The sequence below is a fragment of the Sphingopyxis panaciterrulae genome (assembly GCF_014199295.1).
In the GTDB taxonomy this organism is placed as follows: domain Bacteria; phylum Pseudomonadota; class Alphaproteobacteria; order Sphingomonadales; family Sphingomonadaceae; genus Sphingopyxis; species Sphingopyxis panaciterrulae.
The window spans coordinates 1-18,395 of sequence record NZ_JACIJH010000001.1 but is presented as its reverse complement, the minus strand read 5'-3'; the positions used below and the strand labels follow the sequence as shown (position 1 = coordinate 18,395).

General features: G+C 68.2%; 18 protein-coding genes. 8 read left to right on the top strand and 10 right to left on the bottom strand.

Annotated elements, in window-relative coordinates; translation table 11 throughout:
* The first annotated feature begins 33 nt into the window (after nt 1-33).
* Both panC and FHR21_RS00085 read left to right on the top strand, forming a co-directional pair.
* Nucleotides 34-873: a pantoate--beta-alanine ligase gene (panC, locus tag FHR21_RS00090; protein ID WP_184095487.1), complete on the top strand. Its 840-nt coding sequence runs from the start codon at nt 34-36 to the stop codon at nt 871-873.
* Nucleotides 874-1,119: 246 nt separating this feature from the next.
* On the top strand, nt 1,120-1,434 hold the full coding sequence (locus FHR21_RS00085; RefSeq protein ID WP_184094066.1) for a sel1 repeat family protein: 315 nt from the start codon (nt 1,120-1,122) through the stop codon (nt 1,432-1,434).
* Nucleotides 1,435-1,469: 35 nt separating this feature from the next.
* On the opposite strand, the gene FHR21_RS00080 is transcribed toward FHR21_RS00085, so the two are convergent.
* From FHR21_RS00080 to FHR21_RS00065, 4 genes are read right to left on the bottom strand one after another with little or no spacing between them, the layout of a single operon-like run.
* A complete protein-coding gene (locus FHR21_RS00080; RefSeq protein ID WP_184094063.1) occupies nt 1,470-2,618 on the bottom strand; it encodes a GNAT family N-acetyltransferase in 1,149 nt (382 codons plus the stop codon).
* Nucleotides 2,619-2,626: 8 nt separating this feature from the next.
* On the bottom strand, nt 2,627-3,091 hold the full coding sequence (locus FHR21_RS00075; protein ID WP_184094060.1) for a RidA family protein: 465 nt from the start codon (nt 3,089-3,091) through the stop codon (nt 2,627-2,629).
* Nucleotides 3,092-3,115: 24 nt separating this feature from the next.
* Nucleotides 3,116-3,757 (bottom strand): HAD family hydrolase, encoded by a 642-nt coding sequence (locus FHR21_RS00070; RefSeq protein WP_184094057.1) that lies wholly within the window; start codon nt 3,755-3,757, stop codon nt 3,116-3,118.
* Complete coding sequence (locus FHR21_RS00065; protein ID WP_184094054.1) at nt 3,754-4,062, bottom strand: DUF3572 domain-containing protein; 309 nt, start codon at nt 4,060-4,062, stop codon at nt 3,754-3,756. The genes FHR21_RS00070 and FHR21_RS00065 overlap by 4 nt, the downstream gene beginning before the upstream one ends.
* Nucleotides 4,063-4,115: 53 nt before the next feature.
* Here FHR21_RS00065 and FHR21_RS00060 point away from each other — a divergent pair, with 53 nt between their 5' ends.
* Nucleotides 4,116-4,478: a response regulator gene (locus FHR21_RS00060; RefSeq protein ID WP_184094051.1), complete on the top strand. Its 363-nt coding sequence runs from the start codon at nt 4,116-4,118 to the stop codon at nt 4,476-4,478.
* A 13-nt stretch (nt 4,479-4,491) separates the two neighbouring features.
* Here the strand turns inward: FHR21_RS00060 and FHR21_RS00055 are convergent, their stop codons facing one another.
* Entirely contained in the window at nt 4,492-5,154 is a 663-nt protein-coding gene (locus FHR21_RS00055; RefSeq protein WP_184094048.1) for a YggS family pyridoxal phosphate-dependent enzyme, read from the bottom strand.
* A 56-nt stretch (nt 5,155-5,210) separates the two neighbouring features.
* Between FHR21_RS00055 and FHR21_RS00050 the strand changes: the two genes are divergently transcribed.
* The gene (locus tag FHR21_RS00050) at nt 5,211-5,837 is read left to right on the top strand and encodes a thiamine phosphate synthase (protein WP_184094045.1); all 627 of its coding nucleotides are present in this window, start codon (nt 5,211-5,213) and stop codon (nt 5,835-5,837) included.
* Here FHR21_RS00050 and FHR21_RS00045 read toward each other — a convergent pair.
* The gene (locus FHR21_RS00045) at nt 5,810-6,469 is read right to left on the bottom strand and encodes a hypothetical protein (protein ID WP_338113048.1); all 660 of its coding nucleotides are present in this window, start codon (nt 6,467-6,469) and stop codon (nt 5,810-5,812) included. The genes FHR21_RS00050 and FHR21_RS00045 overlap by 28 nt on opposite strands.
* Before the next feature lie 307 nt (nt 6,470-6,776).
* Here FHR21_RS00045 and FHR21_RS00040 point away from each other — a divergent pair, with 307 nt between their 5' ends.
* Genes FHR21_RS00040 through holA form a run of 4 tightly spaced genes read left to right on the top strand, consistent with a single transcriptional unit; the run spans nt 6,777 to nt 11,434 of the window.
* The gene (locus FHR21_RS00040; protein WP_184094039.1) at nt 6,777-7,238 is read left to right on the top strand and encodes a DUF3576 domain-containing protein; all 462 of its coding nucleotides are present in this window, start codon (nt 6,777-6,779) and stop codon (nt 7,236-7,238) included.
* Nucleotides 7,239-7,291: 53 nt separating this feature from the next.
* The gene (leuS, locus tag FHR21_RS00035) at nt 7,292-9,856 is read left to right on the top strand and encodes a leucine--tRNA ligase (RefSeq protein ID WP_184094036.1); all 2,565 of its coding nucleotides are present in this window, start codon (nt 7,292-7,294) and stop codon (nt 9,854-9,856) included.
* A 1-nt stretch (nt 9,857) separates the two neighbouring features.
* Nucleotides 9,858-10,403, top strand: a complete 546-nt coding sequence (gene lptE / locus FHR21_RS00030; protein WP_184094033.1) for an LPS assembly lipoprotein LptE — start codon at nt 9,858-9,860, stop codon at nt 10,401-10,403.
* Nucleotides 10,403-11,434, top strand: coding sequence for a DNA polymerase III subunit delta (holA, locus tag FHR21_RS00025; protein ID WP_184094030.1), 1,032 nt, complete (start codon nt 10,403-10,405; stop codon nt 11,432-11,434). The genes lptE and holA overlap by 1 nt, the downstream gene beginning before the upstream one ends.
* A gap of 30 nt (nt 11,435-11,464) precedes the next feature.
* On the opposite strand, the gene FHR21_RS00020 is transcribed toward holA, so the two are convergent.
* The 4 genes from FHR21_RS00020 to FHR21_RS00005 all read right to left on the bottom strand — a co-directional run bounded on the left by FHR21_RS00020 (nt 11,465) and on the right by FHR21_RS00005 (nt 18,223).
* A complete protein-coding gene (locus FHR21_RS00020) occupies nt 11,465-13,279 on the bottom strand; it encodes a cation:proton antiporter (protein WP_184094027.1) in 1,815 nt (604 codons plus the stop codon).
* Between the two features lie 105 nt (nt 13,280-13,384).
* The gene (locus FHR21_RS00015; protein ID WP_184094025.1) at nt 13,385-16,222 is read right to left on the bottom strand and encodes a TonB-dependent receptor; all 2,838 of its coding nucleotides are present in this window, start codon (nt 16,220-16,222) and stop codon (nt 13,385-13,387) included.
* A 161-nt stretch (nt 16,223-16,383) separates the two neighbouring features.
* On the bottom strand, nt 16,384-17,100 hold the full coding sequence (gene pdeM / locus FHR21_RS00010) for a ligase-associated DNA damage response endonuclease PdeM (RefSeq protein WP_184094022.1): 717 nt from the start codon (nt 17,098-17,100) through the stop codon (nt 16,384-16,386).
* Between the two features lie 58 nt (nt 17,101-17,158).
* Nucleotides 17,159-18,223, bottom strand: a complete 1,065-nt coding sequence (locus tag FHR21_RS00005) for a retroviral-like aspartic protease family protein (RefSeq protein WP_184094020.1) — start codon at nt 18,221-18,223, stop codon at nt 17,159-17,161.
* Nucleotides 18,224-18,395: the final 172 nt, after the last annotated feature.

Below are 18,395 nucleotides of genomic sequence, written 5' to 3'. Positions count from 1 at the left end.
GTTTGCGCCGCCAATATCGGAGGGCAGGCGGGCGTGCAAATCATCCGTGATATCGCCACGCTTCACCGTGCCGTTTCGGCACTGAAGCAGGGTGGAAAAAGCGTCGTGCTCGTCCCGACCATGGGGGCGCTGCACGCCGGCCACCTGTCGCTCGTGCGCATGGCGCGCCGCGTCGCCGACCATGTCGTGGTATCGATCTTCGTCAATCCGACCCAGTTCGGCCCGAACGAGGATTTCGTCGCCTATCCGCGCGACGAGGCGCGCGACGCGGCGCTGCTGGTCGAGGAAAAGACGGCGCTGCTCTGGGCGCCCGATGTCGCCACCATGTATCCCACCGGACACGGCACCCATATCGAGGTCGCCGAGCTCGGCGCCGATTATTGCGGCGCCGCGCGGCCCGGCCATTTCGACGGGGTCGCGACCGTCGTCGCCAAGCTGTTCAACCAGGTGCGCCCCGACGTCGCGATCTTCGGCGAAAAGGACTGGCAGCAGCTAGCGATCATCCGCCGCATGGCGCGCGATCTCGATTTCGGCGTCGATATCCTGGGCGCGCCGATCGCGCGCGACGCCGACGGCCTCGCGCTGTCGTCGCGCAACGCCTATCTGTCGCCCGAGCAACGCGCCGCCGCGACCGCCTTTCCCAATGCGCTGAAAGCGGCGGCGGCGGCGATCGCGAGCGGCGCCGACGTCGGCGAAGCGCTTGCGAAGACCGAGGCCGCGATCGTCGCGGGCGGCTTCGACAGCGTCGATTATGTCGCACTCGCCGACGCGGACAGCCTCGAACGGCTAAACGTCTGGCGCGCGCCCGCGCGGCTCCTGGCGGCGGCGCGGATCGGCAAGACGCGGCTGATCGACAATCTGCCGGTTAAATAAAAGACTCCGTCATTGCGAGGAGCCGAAGGCGACGCGGCAATCTCCAGCCATCTTCTCGTCTTGCCGTTGGCTGGAGATTGTTTCGTCGCTCCGCTCCTCGCAATGACGGCGGCTCGAAAACCCGGGATTTTCCGCCCCTTTCGCACATTATCCCCAAAAATCCGCACCACAGTTAACGCTTTGTTGACCATAAACCGCAAGGGTCTGCCCGAAAGCCTCCTGTGGGGGGAGGCAAAGGGGGTTATCATGGCGAACAGTCTGAAGTCTGCCCAATATCTGATCGAAAGCCGGCTGCTCGACGCTGCGCGCGGCGACGCGGGGGCCTATTTCGATCTCGGCATCGCATTCTCGACCGGCTCCGGCGGAGTCGATGTCGATCTGATCCAGGCGCATAAATGGTTCAATCTCGCGGCGCTCGGTGGCAATGTCGAAGGCCAGCAATGTCGCGCCGACGTTGCCAGCGAAATGGGCCGCGACGAGATCGCCGAAGCCCAGCGCCAAGCCCGCGCCTGGCTCGACGAAACGGCGAGACGCCCGGCCGCCCGGCGCTTCGCGGCCTGATTTTCGGGTGAAATCTTTGCCGCTTCGGTCGCGGCTCAATCCTTCTGCCGGAAGGGCATATGGCCTTCGAGCCACTCCATTTCCTGCGCCTCGGCTCGGCGCTCGCGTTCCAGAAACTCCGCCACTGCACGCCGGAAGCCCGGATCGGCGATGAAATGCGCCGACCAGGTCGCGACCGGACCATAGCCGCGCGCGAGCTTGTGCCCGCCCTGCGCCCCCGCCTCGACACGGGCGAGGCCGCGCGCGATCGCGATATCGATCGCGCGATAATAGCAAAGCTCGAAATGCAGATAGGGGATATCGGCGACGCAGCCCCAATAGCGGCCATAGAGCGTGTCGGCACCCAGCAGGTGCATCGCTCCCGCGACCGGCTGTACCCCGTCCCATGCGATGACGAGGATGATGCGGTCGGCCATGCGCGCGCCCATCAGGTCGAATGCTTCGCGGGTCAGATAGGGATGCCCCCATTTGCGCGCGCCGGTGTCCTGGTAAAAGGCCCACATCGCGTCCCAATGCGCGGGCGCGATTTCGCTTCCGGTCACCTCCTCGATCCGCAGGTCCTCGACCGCGCGCGCGCGTTCCTTGCGAAGCTGCTTGCGCTTCGCCGAGGTCAGGGTGGCGAGGAAATCGTCGAAGCCCGCATAGCCCCGGTTGGCGAAATGGAACTGGACGTCGCGCCGCACCAGCCAGCCCGCCGCCTCGAACAGCGGCATCTGTTCGGGCGCGACGAAGGTCGCGTGCGCGGAGGACAGATTATTCTGCCGCACCACCGCTTCGGCGGCGCGGATCAGCAGCGCGGCATCCTCGGCCCCCCGCGCCAGCAGCCGCGGCCCCGGCACCGGGGTAAAGGGGGCCGCGATCTGCAGCTTCGGATAATAGGCACCGCCCGCGCGCTCCCACGCATCGGCCCAGCCGTGGTCGAAGACATATTCGCCCTGGCTGTGCGTCTTCAGATAAGCGGGCGCCGCCGCGACCAGTGCGCCCGCTCCATCCTCGACCAGCAGCGGCGCCGCCTGCCAGCCGGTGCCCGGCCCGACGCTACCCGATTCTTCGAGTAGCGCCAGAAAATCGTGTCCCACGAAGGGGTTGGCGCCGCCCGCCAGCGCGTCCCATGCCGCCGCCTCGACCGCGGCGACGCCGTCGCCGAGCCGGATCGTGCGGGTGGGTGGATCGGCCTCGGCCACTGGCTTCTCTAGGCGCGCTTCACCGCCACGATGGCGTCGATCTCGACCGCCGCGCCGAGCGGCAGCGCCGCGACGCCGACCGCGCTGCGCGCATGGCGGCCCGCCTCGCCGAACAATTGCTCCATCAGCTCCGATGCGCCGTTCGCCACTTTGGGCTGCGCGGTGAAGCCGGGGTCGCTGTTCACGAAGACGCCGAGCTTGACGATCCGCTCGACGCGCGACCAGTCGCCGCCCACCGCCTGGCCGACCTGCGCGACGAGCATCAGCGCGCAGCGGCGCGCGGCGTCATAGCCGGCCGCCTCGTCGGTGTCGGAGCCGAGCCGGCCGGTGACGACCTGCCCGTCACGGAACGGCAATTGCCCGCTGATGTGGAGCAGGCCGCCCTGTTCGACCACGGGCACATAGGCGGCGACCGGCGCGGCGGGCTTGGGAAGGTCGAGGCCGAGGGCGGCGAGCTTGGCGGCGATGTCCATGATGCGTCCTTATACCAATTGGGATTATGCGATTTCGGGGCTGGGGGCGGGGATGTTTTCGGTCAGCCGTGCAAGAATCCAATCCTCTGCGGCCGCCCAGTCGTCGATGCGCGCATGGGCGTGCGGCGCGGGAGCGATCTTGTCGGCGATCGCAGGTTCGCCCACCATGTGCAGGCGCCAGACCTCGGGCGCTTCGGCGGCGACCGAATGGTGGTGGCCGGCCAGATCGTCGATGAAGATGGCGACGCTCGGTTGCCGCTCGTCGAGCAGGCGGCGCACCGGTTCGCCCTTGCCGCCGCGGCTGCCGATCACCGGTGCGTCGAGCCCGAGCGCGGAAAGCTGCGCCGCGCGCGCCGCCTGATGGTCGGGGCCGACGTTGGTGAGGACGACGATGTCGGCATGGCGGGCGATCGCCGCCATCGCCGTCAATGCGCCGCGAATCGGCGTTTGCCGCGCCATCTCGGTGCGGAAAAAACCGTCGAGCAGCGGCCAGACCTCGGCGGCCTCCAGCGGCGTGCCGCATTCCTTGCGCTTGAGCGCGCCGGCGAAGCTCGCATCCTCCATGCGGAACAGCACGCCATGCTCGGCGTCGACCCACTGCGCGAAGGGCACGACCATGTGCATCAGCACCTCGTCGCAGTCGGTGATGACGAGGGGGCGGGTCATGCGGTCTGTCTTTCCGTTCCGTCGATGCGCTGCGCCGCGGCAGCGAGCGCCTCCGGCCTTATATCGAGTGCCGCCGCGCAGGCGACAAGGTCGGGCTCGTGCGCGGTCAGAAAGCCGAGCACCGCCCCTAGCGTCGTGCGCTGCCCAAGCGAGGCGCGCAGGCGCTCGGGCGTCAGCCCGGTCGTGCCCAGCAGCCGTTCGGCGCGTGGTTCGTCGGCCAATATCCAGCCGAGCGCCTGGAGCGCGAGCGCTTCGTCCGCTTCCTGCACTTCGAAAAACCCTTTCGAGGGAGGCAATTGTGTCATCGGGCCGATTCGCCTAAACGGGCGGCCGACGCAAGCGGGGAAAGCGGAAAATCATGGGCAAGACCATATTGGTGGTCGAGGACAATGAACTCAACCTTCGCCTCTTTTGCGACCTGCTCAACGCCCATGGCTATAGCGCGCATCCGGTGCGCGACGGCCGCGATGCACTGGCGAAAGCACGCGAGGTCGCGCCCGACCTCATCATCATGGACATCCAGCTTCCCCATGTCAGCGGGCTCGACCTGATCCGCCAGATGAAAACCGATCCCGCGCTGCGGCCGGTACCGATCATGGCGGTCACCGCCTATGCCGGCAAGGGCGACGAAGAGCAGATTCGCGCCGCGGGGGCCGAGGCCTATGTGTCGAAGCCGATTTCGGTGATCAAGTTCATCGAAAGCGTCGGCGCCTTCGCCTGAGGCGGGCGACGCCCTATCCCCGCGCGCCGAACAGCGCGGTGCCGATGCGGACATGGGTTGCGCCGAGCATCGCCGCCGTCTCGTAATCGACACTCATTCCCATCGAGCGCAGCGGCAGGCCGTGGCGCTCGGCCAGTTCGTCGAGCAGCGCAAAGTAAGGCGCGGGTTCGACCGCGGCGGGCGGGATCGCCATCAACCCCTCGATCGCCAGCCCCGCCGCCTTCGCCTCGTCCAGCAGCGCGGGCAGGTCGCATACCGGACAGCCGCCCTTCTGCGCCTCGTCGCCGACATTGACCTGGACGAAGAGGCGCGGCCGCTTTCCCAGCTTCTCGCAGGCGCGCGCGAGAGCGCGGACCAGCGAGGAACGGTCGACCGAATGGATCGCGTCGAACAGCGCCACCGCATCCTCGGCCTTGTTCGACTGGAGCTGGCCGATCAGGTGGAGGACGATATCGGGCGTCTCCTCGCGCAGCGCCGGCCATTTGGCTGCGGTCTCCTGCACGCGATTTTCGCCGAAATGCCGCTGGCCGGCAGCGATCAGCGGGCGGATCGCCGCCGCGTCGTGGGTCTTGGACACCGCGATCAGGCAGATGTCCTCGGCGCGCCGCTGCGCGCGCGCTGCCGCCTGCGCCATCGCGGCCTGCACTTCGGCCAGCCGGTCCGCCGCCTCGCTCATCTCGCCTCCCTTCCGCCCCCGTTGCGCGTTTCACGCCCGCGCCTATAGAAAGGGCGATGCGCCGACGCCACCCCCTCCCCGATTGCTGGCTGGTCAGTGACGAGCGGTCGCCGGTGCCGGCCGCGGTGCTGGCGGCGCGGCTGCCGCCGGGCAGCGGGGTCGTGCTGCGCCATGACGGGCTCGCGGCGGGGCCGCGCTGGCGGCTCTTTCGCCGTCTCGCCCGGATCGCGGCGGCGCGGCGGCTGACGCTGTTGCTGGCGGATGAGCCGGCGCGGGCGAAGCGGTGGGGCGCCGACGGGGTTCATCTGCGACAGCACCGCGCCGGGCGCGCGGGGCAGGCAAGGCGCCTCGACCTGGCGGTGACGATGCCGGTGCATGATGCACGCGAGGCGCGGCGGGCGCGCCGCGCTGGCGCCGATGCCGTCTTCGTCTCGCCGCTCCACCCGACCCGCTCGCATCCCGGCGCCGCTCCGCTGGGCACCGCTGCCTGGCTGCGCCTCGCCCGGCAGGCGCGTGGCGACCGCGCCGTCGCGCTTGGCGGTATGACTCCGGCGCGCGCGCGCGCGCTCGCCCGTGCGGGCATGGGCAGCCGAATCAGGCCGGGCTGGGCGGCGATCGATGCGTGGACGGAAAAAGCGGCGAAGCGCCGGCAGCGTCAGAAGCGGAACTGCGTCCCGACATAGACCGCCTGGCTGTCGCGGCGCGCGTCGGTGAGCGGCTCGAGCCGGTCGTCGGCCTTGTAGCGCACGCCGGCGGTGACATCGAGGTTGCGCGTGATGCGATAGCTGCTGACCACGTCGACCGACTGGTTGCCGCCCGGCGCGGTGATTCGGTCGGTTGCCCCGGTGGGGTCGCTCGGCCGGCTGATCATGCGCGTGGCGAAGCGGGAGGGCTTCTCTTCCACCTCGGGCGCCTTGGCGACGGGCAGGTTGCGGATATCCGTGCCGCGCGGCAGTTGCGGGGTGGCGAATTTCTGGAAGCCGACCGACGCGCCCAGATCATAGGCGACCGGCGTGATCGCGACCGGCGTGGTGCGGCCCTGCGTCAGCGCGGCGGTGCGGGCGGCGCTCGAGGCGTCGTCGCGCTTGCGAATCACGACGGTGATCGCGCGATTCTTGCGGCTTTCCTCGTTGACCGCGGGCGTAAAGCTGAAATTGCGCCGCGCCTCTTCGGACATCGCCGAATAGCGCGCGAGCAGCCGCGGGTCGCCAGAGGCCGGCGTGAACTGGCCGAGCAGGGTTTCGGACAGCGAAAGATCGCGCAGGCTGTCGGAACGGGTCATCGCGGCGAGCGCCGGCGGCAGGACGAGCGACACCGCCGCCAAAGCGACGATGCTTCCCCGCCAAAACTGTCGCGGCCTTTGCGCCATGATATTGCGACTCCAACCCCAGATGGATCGACAGATAAGCGCTCTTGTCAGATAATTCCAGTGATTCACGCGCGGGAGAAACAAGAGGTCCCGCTTTTCATCGATCTGTTGCCCGATCACCACAGTCCTCGGCGCGGCGAATCGCCTATTGCCGCGCTTGCCGGACGGCGGCAAGGGCGGTAGAGACGCTGGCAATTCGCAGCCCGCGCAGCCCGGCCCGTCCGCCGCGAGCGCCCAGGATAAGGTATTCGGCATGTCCCAGCTTTCCCGTCCCGTCTCGCCCGGCCGCCACCCGGTCGCGCTGGCGCTGCTCGGCGTCGCCGCGCTCGGCCTTGCCGGCTGCGGCGGCAAGGAACGGCCGCGCGCGGACCTCGCGGCCTCGCAGGTCACGACGATCGGCGTGAACAGCTATTTGTGGCGGGCCTCGCTCGACGCCCTTTCCTTCATGCCGCTGCTTCAGGCGGATTCGTCGGGCGGGGTCATCATCACCGACTGGTATGCGAACCCGCAGAACCCCGGCGAGCGGATGAAGGTGACCGTGTCGATCCTCGACCAGGATCTGCGTGCCGACGCGCTGCGCGTCGCCGCCTCGCGCCAGGTGTCGCAGGGCGGCGCCTGGGTCGACGCTCCGGTGCAGGCGGCGACGGTACAGAAGCTGGAGGAAGTGATCCTCACCCGCGCCCGCGACCTGCGCCGCAGCGCCATCGAGGGCTGAATCCCAGGGCGCGCCCTCGCGCCCGACCAGACAGACAACGGGGTAAGACAGGAATGACCCGCGAAACGCGCTTTGGCGCCCTGGCTGCCGATGCCCGCTGGCAGGCGGCATGGGAGTCCGCGAACAGCTTCGCCACGACCGAGACCGGCGACGCCAAGGACAGTGGACGGCCCAAGGCCTATATCCTCGAGATGTTCCCCTATCCCTCGGGGCGCATCCACATGGGGCATGTCCGAAACTATGCGATGGGCGACGTGCTCGCGCGCTTCAAGCGGATGACCGGGCACGATGTCCTCCACCCGATGGGCTGGGACGCCTTCGGCATGCCGGCCGAAAATGCGGCGATGGAAAAGGGCGTCCATCCGAACGGCTGGACGCGCGCTAATATCGACGCGATGCGGGGGCAGTTGAAGCGGCTCGGCCTCGCGATCGACTGGACCCGCGAGCTCGCGACCTGCGACGCCGACTATTACGGGCAGGAGCAGGCGCTGTTCCTCGACCTGTTCGCCGCGGGGCTCGTCACGCGCAAGGAAAGCTACGTCAACTGGGACCCGGTCGACATGACGGTGCTCGCCAACGAGCAGGTGATCGACGGCCGTGGCTGGCGCTCGGGCGCGCTGGTCGAGAAGAAGAAATTGTCGCAGTGGTTCCTCAAGATCACCGACTTCGCCGACGAGCTGCTCGAAGGGCTGAAGAGCCTCGACCAGTGGCCCGACAAGGTGCGGCTGATGCAGGAAAACTGGATCGGCAAGTCGCAGGGGCTGGAATTCTCGTTCCGCCTCGCCGGCGGCGCGCCGGGCTTCGACGTATTCACGACGCGGCCCGACACGCTTTACGGCGCGAGCTTCGCGGCGATCTCGCCCGACCATCCGCTCGCCGAGAGGCTGGCGAAGGATTCGCCCGAGCTCGCGGTCTTCATCGCCGAATGCCGCCGTCAGGGCACGTCGGCGGAGCAATTGGAAACCGCGGAGAAGCTGGGCTTCGACACCGGCCTTGCGGTCGAGCATCCGCTCGATCCCGACTGGCATCTGCCGGTCTGGGTCGTCAACTATGTGCTGATGGACTATGGCACCGGTGCGATCTTCGGCTGTCCGGCGCACGACCAGCGCGACCTCGATTTCGCGCGCAAATATGACCTCGCGGTCCACCGCGTCATTGCCGACGGCGACGAGGACGGACAGGTCTTCCACGGCGACGAGGCCTATGTCGGCACCGGCCGCCTTGTGAACAGTCATTTCCTGAACGGCATGGGCATCGACGAGGCCAAGGCGGCCGTCATCGCCCGCGCCGAGCATGAAGGCTGGGGCAAGGGCACGACGGTGTGGCGCCTGCGCGACTGGGGCGTCTCGCGCCAGCGCTATTGGGGCACGCCGATCCCCTTCATCCATTGCCCGGCGTGCGGGCTGGTGCCGGTGCCGAAGGGCCAGCTCCCGATCGTGCTGCCCGAGGATGCCGATTTCTCGGTCCCCGGCAATCCGCTCGACCGGCATCCGACATGGAAGCATACAAGCTGTCCGTCGTGCGGCGGCGAGGCATTGCGCGAGACCGACACGCTCGACACTTTCGTCGATTCTTCGTGGTATTTCCTGCGTTTCGCCAGCGCGCCCGCCGACAAGCCGTTCGACCCGGCGGTGATCGCGCGCTGGCTGCCGGTTGATCAATATATCGGCGGCATCGAGCATGCGATCCTTCACCTGCTCTACGCGCGTTTCTGGACGCGCGCGCTGCAGCGGATCGGCATGGTCGACATCAAGGAGCCCTTCGCCAGCCTGTTCACGCAGGGCATGGTGACGCACGAAACCTATTCACGCGCGCAGGGCGAGGGACTGCCCCCGCTCTATTTCACCCCCGACGAGGTGACGCGCACCGCCGAGGGCGCGACGCTCGACGCCGACGGCGCGCCGGTCGAGGTCGGCCGCGTCATCAAGATGTCGAAATCGAAGAAGAATGTCGTCGATCCCGACGCCATCCTCGACCAGTATGGCGCCGACGCGGCGCGCTGGTTCATGCTCTCCGACAGCCCGCCCGAGCGCGACCTGCCGTGGAGCGAGGCGGGGATCGAGGGCGCGTGGCGCTTCGTCCAGCGCCTGTGGCGCCTGTTCGGCGAGAGTGAAAATACCGGCGACGGCGGCGAGGACATCGCGCTGGCCCGCAAGCTCCACCGCGCGATCGCCGTGGTTGCCGCCGACATCGAGGCGCTGGGCTTCAACAAGGCGGTCGCCAAGATCCACGCGCTGGCCAATGATATCGAGAAGGCGGAGCCGTCGGCGACCCGCGCCGAGGCATGCGCCACGCTGATCCTGCTCGTCGCGCCGATGATGCCGCATCTTGCCGAAGAGGCGTGGGCGGGGCTTCCCGACGCGCGGCGGACCACGGATCTCGTGGCCGACGCCGCGTGGCCCGCCGTGAATCCGGCACTGCTCGCCGACGACGAGGTGACGATCGTGATCCAGGTCGCGGGCAAGCGCCGCGACGAAATCACGCTCGCCAAGGGGCTGGACAAGGAGGCGGTCGAGGCTGCGGCGCTCGCGCGGCCGCGCATCGCCGAACTGCTTGGCGGCGCAGCACCGAAGAAGGTGATTGTGGTCCCCGACCGTCTGGTCAATATTGTCCCCTAAGATGCGCGCGCTCCTTATCTCCTGCCTCGTCGCCCTGTCGCTGCCGCTCGCCGGCTGCGGGCTGCGGCCGCTCTATGCGAATGGCGCGCAGGGCGGGGTGGCGACGATGCTCGCCGATATCGACGTCGCGCCGATCGAGGGCCATGCCGGCTGGCTTGTCCGCAACGCGTTGCGCGACCGTTTCGTCGCGGCGCGGGGCGGGCGCGGCGCGGGCAATCGCTACCGTCTCGACGTGCGGCTCGAGGACAGCATCACCGGCTTCGGCGTCCGCTCGGACGATGCGATCACGCGCGAGCGGCGGACGCTACGCGCGCGCTATCAGCTCGTCGACGGGCAGAACGGGCAGGTGCTGCTCGATGCGACCGCGGCGCAGGACGCCGGCATCGACGTCGTCGGCAGCGAATATGCGACGATCGCGGCCGAGAATACGGCGCTCGAACGGCTGGCCTCGGGCATCGCCGACCAGATCGTCGCGCGGCTCGCCGTCTATGCGGATCGCGGCGGCCCCGCCTCGGCGCCCGGCGCCGCGCCGCCCGCGACCCCCTGATGAAATCGGTCAAGCCCGCCGAACTCGACCGCCAGTCCCGACTCGACCCCGCGGTCCGCCTGACCCTGCTGACCGGTCCCGACGAAGCGACGATGCACGCCGTCGCGGCGCGGCTGATCGGGCTCGCCGGGCCGGAGGCCGAGCGGCTCGACCTCGCCTCGCCGCAGCTTGCGCAGGACGGCGCGCTGCTTGCGGCCGAGGCGGCGTCGCTGTCGCTGTTCGCGAGCGCGCGGGTGATCCGGCTCGAGATCGCGGGCAGCGGCGACGACTGCCTCGCCGCGGTCGAGGCGCTGCTGTCCGCCGACACGGCGGTCAACCCGGTGATCGCGACCGGCGCCTCGGTGACCGCGCGGTCGAAGCTGGTGAAGCTGATCGAAGGGTCGAACCATGCGGTCGCCGCGATCTGCTACCAGCCCGACCGCCGCGCGCTGGTCGGCATCGCGATGGCGGCGGCCGAGGAACAGGGGCTGCGGCTCGCCAATGCCGAGGCGCAATTGCTCGTCGACCTCATCTCGGGCGACCAGGCGCTGATGCGGCGCGAGATCGAGAAGATCGCCCTCTATCTCGACGCGGCGGCGGACCGGCAGCGGCAGGTCACGGCCGCCGACATCGCCGCGCTCGGTGCCGCGACGCACGAGGAGGATGTCAGCGCGTGCCTCAATGTCGCGCTGGGCGGCAAGGTGCAGGAACTGCCCGAGATGCTGGCCAGGGCCGCCGCGATCGGCGTTGCGGAGATCCGCATCATCCGCGCGCTGGCGATTCGCGCGATGCAGCTCGCGCGGCTGCGCGCCGAGGTCGATGCCGGCGCCCACCCCGCGACGGTCGTGTCGGCACGCAGCAGCGGCGTGTTCTGGAAGGAGCAGAGCGCGGTGACGGCGCAGCTCCACATCTGGGATTCGGTGCGCGTTGCGCGGCTGATGAGCCGGCTGCTCGATTGCGAGCGCGCGCTCAAGGCGTCGGGGACGGCGGGCGCGGTGCTGTTCCGCAAGCTGATGACCGATATCGCGCATCAGGCGGCGCGGGCGCGCTAGGCCCATCTCTTCCCGCCGCGGGAAGAAGGATCAGGACGCCTCGCGCGCTTCCATCCGGGCCTGCGGGTCGTCGGGCGGGACGAAGCTCCAGATCGTGTCGCCGGCATCGACGCCCGGCCGGTGCTGGACCGAAAAGACGGCGAGGTCGCCCGAGGCGCGCACCACCGCCAGGCTGTCGCCGCCGGTCGCCTTCATCCGCGCGACATAATCGGCATAGGGGAATTTCTCCGTGATCTTCGTCCGGCTGAAGGTCCAGCCGGCCTGGAGCCGGTCGAGCTGCTCCTCGATCGGCGTGCCTGCCAGCGTCAGGACGCGCCCGCGGCGCTGGCTGCCCGGCCGCGCCTCGCCCACGATCCGGCTGACCCGGCCGTGGCCGACCTCGGGCGCCAGTTCGCTGCACACGAGCGCGTTATAGGCGTCGTTGTCGGTCGCCGCGATCAGTTGCTGATACTGCCCCATGTCGAGATGGTCGTCGTGCGTCTCGTCCAATATGTCGCCATGATGGACGGGCAGGCCGGCGCGCCGCGCCTGGCGCAGCGCGAGCGGGCTGGTGTCGGCGATCAGCACGTCGCGGCCCTGATCCTTGACGAAGCGGGCGAAGGCGATCGCCCAGGCGTTCGCGCCGACGAACAGCACCCCGTCGCCCTTGCCGCGGTCGAGCCCCAGCCAGCGTGCGAAGGGCTGGGCGGTGAAGCCGTGCGCGAAGATCGTCGCGATCACCACCGCGAAGGACAAAGGCACCAGCGCCTCGGCCCCCGGCACGCCGTAATCGGACAGGCGCAGCGCGAACAGGCCGGTCACCGCCGCGGCGACGATGCCGCGCGGCGCGATCCACGCGACGAACAATCGCTCCCTGAACGGGATGCGGGTGAAGAGCAGCGCGAGCATGATGGTCAGCGGCCGGACGACGAACAGCAGCAGGACGAGGAAGATCACGAAACGCGCCTGGAAATTGGTGACGACCGTCCAGTCGAGCGTCGCCGACAGGATGATGAAGACGCCCGAGACGAGGAGGACGGTCAGATCCTCCTTGAAGCGCATCAGCATATGGCTCGAATCGGTTTCGCGATTGGCCATCACCACCCCCATGACGGTGACGGTGATCAGCCCGGTTTCGTGCATGATCAGGTCGGCGCAGACGAAGGCGGCGATGACCGTGGTCAGCAGCACCGGCGCCTTCAGATATTCGGGAATCCAGCCGCGCACGAAGGCGCTGGTCAGCGCGAAGGCGGCACCGCCGCCGATCAGCGTCGCGAGCAGGCTGGCCGCGACGACGTCGGTGACGATGGCGACGCTGTTCGCCTGCGCCCCGCCGTGGGTGATATAGGCATAGATGCCAACCGCGAGCAGCGCCCCGATCGGGTCGTTCACGATCGCTTCCCATTTCAGCATATGCTTGACGCGCGGGGTGATGTTCAGCGTGCGGAGCAGCGGCACGACCACCGTCGGACCGGTCACCACCATGATGCCGCCGAACAACGCCGCGATCTCCAGCGGCAGGCCGGCGCCGTAATAGGCGGCGGCGGTGCCGAGCGCCCAGCCCACGGGCACGCCGACGAAGACGAGCATGAACACCGCGACGCCGGCATGGCGCAACTCGCGGAATTTCAGCGTCAGCCCGCCCTCGAACAGGATCACCGCGACCGCCAGCTTGATGAAGGGTTCGCGCAGCGCCCCGAAATCCTGCTCGGGATGGATCAGGCCGAGCACCGGGCCGGCGAGAATGCCGGCGATCAGCATCAGCGCGATCGCCGGACGCCCGGTGCGCCAGGCGATCCACTGCGCGCCGATACCGATGACGCCGATCAGGGCGATTTTGACGAGCAGGGAGTCGATCGCGAACATCGCATCAAGCCTATGGCGCGACAGGGAAAATGTCAGTCAAAAAAAGAAACCGCCCGCTCCCCTTGCGGCGAGCGGGCGGCCTTGTCTTTCAGCTTCGATGCGCGATCAGAACTTGCCGCGCAGCGTCACGCCATAAGTCCGCGGTTCGGCGAGGAACTGCGAGAAGATCTGGCGTCCGCCCGGATATTGCGGGTCGGCGAAGGCGGTGCCGGCCGATGTCGCGCCTTCCTGGAAGGGCGAGTTGAACGCGACCTGCGCATATTGCTTGTTGAACAGATTCTGCGCCCACAGCTCGAGCGCCCAGCGCTCGTCGGGACCGCGCACGCCGACGCGCGCGTTGACGATCGCATAGCCGTCCTGCTCCTTTTGCGGGAAGAGGTCGGAGCCGGTGTTATAGTCGCTCGACATGCGGCCATCGAGATAGACGAGACCGGTCATCCCGCCGCTGCCGATATCGGGCGTCCAGGCGATGCTGCCGGTCGCGACCAGTTCGGGCGCGTTCGACATATTGTCGCCGGGCAGCTTGCGCAGCGCCTGGTCGAGCGGTGCACCGCTGCTGTCGCCGACCAGATTGTCGCGATATTTGGTCCGCGCATAGGTCACGCCCGCGGTCATGCGGAAGCTGCGTGCCGGAACCAGCGAAGCCTCCAGCTCGAAGCCCTGCGTCCGCACGCCCCAGCTCACATCGTCGGCGGGACAGGCGCCCGTCGTCGCCGCGGCGGCATTGTAATTGGGGGCGCCGGTGAACTTGCTCTGGTCGCGATCGGCCCCGCCGAGGTCGCTCGTGCAGCCGTTGAGCGTCTGGACGATATAGGTCGACCCGTTGAAGGTATTGAGCTGGAAATTCTTGAAGTCCGACCGGAAGAAGGTCAGCCCCATGCTGAACGGCCCGGTCGCATATTTGGCGCCCAGCTCATAGCTGTTCACCAGCTCGGGATCGAACTGCAGATTGCTGACCAGCGCCTGCGCGCCCGCCTGCCCGCCGAACGGCACGATCGGCGATTTCAGCGCCGAGCGGTCGAGGTTGAACCCGCCCGCCTTGTAGCCGCGCGCATAGCTGGCATAGACGAGCAGCTCGGGGATCGGTTTCCACGACAGGATCGCGGTGCCGGTGAACTCGTCCTCGCTGCGCTGGTCGGCGATCGACACGCCGTCGAGCTCGGCGGTCGCATTGCCCTGACAGCCGAGGCCGATCAGCGCGCCGGCGAGCGCCTTTGCCGTCGCGTTCGACGTCGGGCTCACCAGATCGTCGAGCACCAGCCCCTGGATCTGGGGGCAGATGACATTGTCGTTGGTGAAGTCGGCGCGGAACTTCTTCTTGTCCTTCGTGTAGCGCAGGCCGAAAGTGAAATCGATCGTGTCGGTGACATGAAAGATGTTGTGGGTGAACAGCGCCCAGTTGCGATCGTGCTGATAATAGCGGTCGTTGATGCTGCCGCGATCGTTGAGCCCGTCGAGCAGATTGAACGCCGCGAGGATGTCGGTCCCCGACGCGCCGCTCGCGCCGCCGATCGTCAGCGGTCCCGCACCGGGGGTGGCGCAGAGCGGGTCGGCCGGCGAATAGAGGAAATTGAGCCCGCTGCCCGAGATGATGCGGCAACTCGCGAAACGGCCGTAATCATTGCCGAAGCGCAGATTGTCGCGAACGGTCAGCCGCTCGTCGGCATAGAAGCCGCCGACCAGCCAGTCGAGCTTGCCGTCGAACGCCTCGCCCTGCAGGCGCAGTTCCTGGGTGAAGGTATGGAACTGGCGATAGGCGTCGGGATCGTCGGCGCGATAGAGGATATCGACCGTGCCGTAATCGAGATCGCCGGCCTGGCTCGACCGATATTCGCGATAGCCGGTGATCGAGGTCAGCTTGGCGCCGCCGAAATCATAGTCGATCTGGCCCGAAAAGCCGTAATCCTTGGTCTTGCCGGCATAGCTGCGGCCCGGGGTGACCGAGATGTCGCGGCTGTAGCCCTGGCTGAAGGCGCTGGGGTCCTGCCCCATGTCGGTGAGCACCTGGATGATGCTGTTCTCATTGTCGCCGATCGGTGTGCCCGGCGGATAGGGCAGGCTCGACGGATTGTTGAGGCCGCCGATATAGGGATTGACGCTGTTGTCGACATAGATGGCGGCGCAGCAGCGCTCGTCGCGGAAGGTATAGTCGGCGATCAGGCGCACCGACAGCGCGTCGGTCGGCTCGAACAGCAATTGCCCGCGCAGGAAATAGCGGTCGCGGTTGTTGATGTCGGTATTGTTGGCCGTGTCCTGATAGAAGCCGTCGCGCTTGACCCACACGCCGTCGAGCCGTGCGGCGAGCGTGTCGCTGATCGGACCGGTGACGCCGCCGGCGAGGCGCCAATAGTCGTAATTGCCATAGGTGATCTCGCCGGTGCCGCCGAATTCGAACGCGGGCTTCTTCGAATAGATGCTGATCAGGCCGGCCGACGAATTGCGGCCGCCGAGCGTGCCCTGCGGGCCGCGCTGCACCTCGACGCGGTCGATCTCGCCCAGTTCGTTGAGGCCGATGCCGGAGCGCGAGCGATAGACGCCGTCGATGAAGACGGGGACCGAGCTTTCGAGGCCGGGATTGTCGCCGACGGTGCCGATGCCGCGGATGCGCGCCGAGCCGTTGGCTTCCGATCCGGTAGACGAAACGAGCAGCGACGGGGCGACCTGGTTGAGCTGGCGGATGTCGTTGGCGCCGCTGTTCTGCATCGCCTCGGCCCCGACCGCCGAAATGGCGACGGGAACGTCGGACAGCGCCTGCGCGCGGCCCTGCGCGGTGACGATGATGATGCCGCTGTCGTCATAGGGGTTGGCCTGCGGCGCTGCGGTATCGGTCGGCTCTGCCGCGGTGTCCTGCGCAAAGGCGGGGGCGGCCAGAGCGGCGGCTGCGAACGACGCGCCAAGCGCGCTCGTCCGCAGCAGACGGGGGATAAGAAGGGACGGTTTCATTTCGGGCACTCCTCTCAACACTTCGTTGTTTTCGTTGCACCGCGAATCATATCGGACTTGCTCCGCCTTTCCAGCCGGAGCGGGCCAATGCCGCCAATGTTTGGGCCGAGTGATGCAATTAAGTCACAGGCGGAAAAGATGGGAAAACGGACGGATATCCGTCAGCCAAAGGCGCGAACCGCTCTTGCCGTAGCGTCACGGCCGCCCCCGGAGTCGCAGGCGAAACGCAGCAGCCGGCCTTCGGCAACCAGCATCGCGTCATAGGCCCCGGAAAAATTCGCGCCGATCGGGGCGGCGGCGACGTCGAGCCCGCCGGTCAGGCTGCCGAAGGCGGGCAGGATCAGCCGCCGTGCGTCGCCGGCGAAGCAGGGGCGCGAAACGCTTCGCCCGCGCAGCGTCAGCCGCAGCTTGGGATGAAAATGCCCCGATATCTCGGGCCGGGGCTCGTCCGCGCGGCACTGGTGGCGCAGGACGATGCCGTCGACGACCATCTCCTCGGCGACCGTGCCGCCCCAGGCGCCGCCGGCGAGTCCGTCGTGATTGCCCGCGATCCAGACGATGCGCGTCGCCGCGGCCTGGGCATGGAGCCGTGCCGCGACGGCGGGAACGATGCGCGCCGCCGCTTCGCGGTCGTGAAAACTGTCGCCGAGGCACCAGACAGCTTGCGCCCCCATTTCGTCCGCAAGCCGCGCCAGCCGGTCGAGCGTGTCGTGGCTGTCATAAGGCGGCAGCGGCTGGCCCGCCGCGGCATAGAAGCTCGCCTTCTCGAGATGGAGATCGGCGACGATCAGCGCCCGGTGTCGCGGCCAATAGAGCGCGCGCTCGGCCAGCGGGACGAAGGACTGGCCCGCGAAGGAAAGAAGGGGCGCCGGCGGCATGGCGCCGCTATGGACCGCGCTAGTCCCCGCAGCAAGACGCTCGGGCGCGACGGCGCCGTCAGGTGCCGCGCATCCAGCCCGCATCGGCGTAGCGCCGCCCGGTTTCGCGATGCGCGCCGCTCGGCATGTCGAGGACGACGCGCTTGTTGGGGAAATCGATCTCGACCCGGTCGAACAGCGACAGGCTGTCCATGCCGAGCAGCAGCGCCGGGCGCTCGTCGAGGCCGAGCGCCTCGAACGCCTTCGAATCGGCGAAGGAAATGGGCAGGTCGTTGATGTTGATGCCCTCGATCTCGATCGTCTTGATCGAGGTGCGCATCGCGGGCACGTCCTCGCCGGTGATCGCGCCGAGCACGGCGGGGTAAAAGGCGGTCGAATTCTGCCGCCGCGACGCGATCAGCTTCATCAGAGCCGGATTGCCAACGCTCGATTGGGCGCCGGTATCGACGACGACGTCGATGCGGCGGCCGTCGATGCGGGCGTCGGAGAGGATCAGGCGGCCGGCGCTGTTGCGCGCGGTGACGACGATCGCGTCGCGATCGCGGATCAGCCGCCGCGCGTGGCGACGGCTGGGCAATATGTCGATCTTTTCGCTCCGGAAATCGATGAGCAGGCGCCGATCCTCGAGCATGTCGACGCCGATCAGCCCCGCCGCGCCGATATGCCGCCCTGCAAAGGCGGGCGCGTCGAAGGGGGTCAGGCTGAGATCGGTCATGTTGAGCGAGGCGATGCGGAAGCTCGGCGCCAGCGCCGTGCTGGTGCCGATCGTCGCCATCCGCAGCTTTTCGCTCCGCCCGAGATCGAGGCGATCGGCCAGTTCGCGCGCGATGACCGTCCGCTCGGCGCCGGTGTCGACGAGGAAGGAAAAGGGGCCCTGGCCCTCGACCATGACCTGCACCGCCATCCGCCGCGTCGCATCGAGGTCGAAGGGCTGGACGAAGGGGGCGGCGTTCTCGAGATTCTCGCCCAGAAGCCCGGGGTCGGCGACCGGAGCCGCATCGGGCGTGGACGCCTCGCGCGCGGGCGGCGGCGCGGGGGCGACCGGCCCCGGCGTTGCGCCGGCGAGCAGCGGTGCGGCGAGCAGCAAGGACCAAAGCGGCGACCGGACGGCAATCGGCGTCATATCGGCATCCCCTATCTCTTTTGCCCGCAAAATACGCCCGATCGGGCCGCGCGGCAAGCCGGGGTTGGGTCCTGACCCTAGGTTTCGTTTACATTCAGGATTCCCATTGGCGTAGGATTGTGATTCAAGCTGCTGGCTGTTTGGAGGTCGGCATGGATGGAGCGACAGGAAG

Excerpts from the sequence above, each read along its gene's own strand:
- FHR21_RS00085 (WP_184094066.1), top strand. The coding sequence starts at position 1,120 with ATGGCGAACAGTCTGAAGTCTGCCCAATATCTGATCGAAAGCCGGCTG.
- FHR21_RS00075 (WP_184094060.1), bottom strand. The coding sequence starts at position 3,091 with ATGGACATCGCCGCCAAGCTCGCCGCCCTCGGCCTCGACCTTCCCAAG.
- FHR21_RS00070 (WP_184094057.1), bottom strand. The coding sequence starts at position 3,757 with ATGACCCGCCCCCTCGTCATCACCGACTGCGACGAGGTGCTGATGCAC.
- FHR21_RS00065 (WP_184094054.1), bottom strand. The coding sequence starts at position 4,062 with ATGACACAATTGCCTCCCTCGAAAGGGTTTTTCGAAGTGCAGGAAGCG.
- FHR21_RS00060 (WP_184094051.1), top strand. The coding sequence starts at position 4,116 with ATGGGCAAGACCATATTGGTGGTCGAGGACAATGAACTCAACCTTCGC.
- FHR21_RS00055 (WP_184094048.1), bottom strand. The coding sequence starts at position 5,154 with ATGAGCGAGGCGGCGGACCGGCTGGCCGAAGTGCAGGCCGCGATGGCG.
- FHR21_RS00050 (WP_184094045.1), top strand. The coding sequence starts at position 5,211 with ATGCGCCGACGCCACCCCCTCCCCGATTGCTGGCTGGTCAGTGACGAG.
- FHR21_RS00040 (WP_184094039.1), top strand. The coding sequence starts at position 6,777 with ATGTCCCAGCTTTCCCGTCCCGTCTCGCCCGGCCGCCACCCGGTCGCG.
- leuS (WP_184094036.1), top strand. The coding sequence starts at position 7,292 with ATGACCCGCGAAACGCGCTTTGGCGCCCTGGCTGCCGATGCCCGCTGG.
- lptE (WP_184094033.1), top strand. The coding sequence starts at position 9,858 with ATGCGCGCGCTCCTTATCTCCTGCCTCGTCGCCCTGTCGCTGCCGCTC.
- holA (WP_184094030.1), top strand. The coding sequence starts at position 10,403 with ATGAAATCGGTCAAGCCCGCCGAACTCGACCGCCAGTCCCGACTCGAC.
- FHR21_RS00020 (WP_184094027.1), bottom strand. The coding sequence starts at position 13,279 with ATGTTCGCGATCGACTCCCTGCTCGTCAAAATCGCCCTGATCGGCGTC.
- FHR21_RS00015 (WP_184094025.1), bottom strand. The coding sequence starts at position 16,222 with ATGAAACCGTCCCTTCTTATCCCCCGTCTGCTGCGGACGAGCGCGCTT.
- pdeM (WP_184094022.1), bottom strand. The coding sequence starts at position 17,100 with ATGCCGCCGGCGCCCCTTCTTTCCTTCGCGGGCCAGTCCTTCGTCCCG.
- FHR21_RS00005 (WP_184094020.1), bottom strand. The coding sequence starts at position 18,223 with ATGACGCCGATTGCCGTCCGGTCGCCGCTTTGGTCCTTGCTGCTCGCC.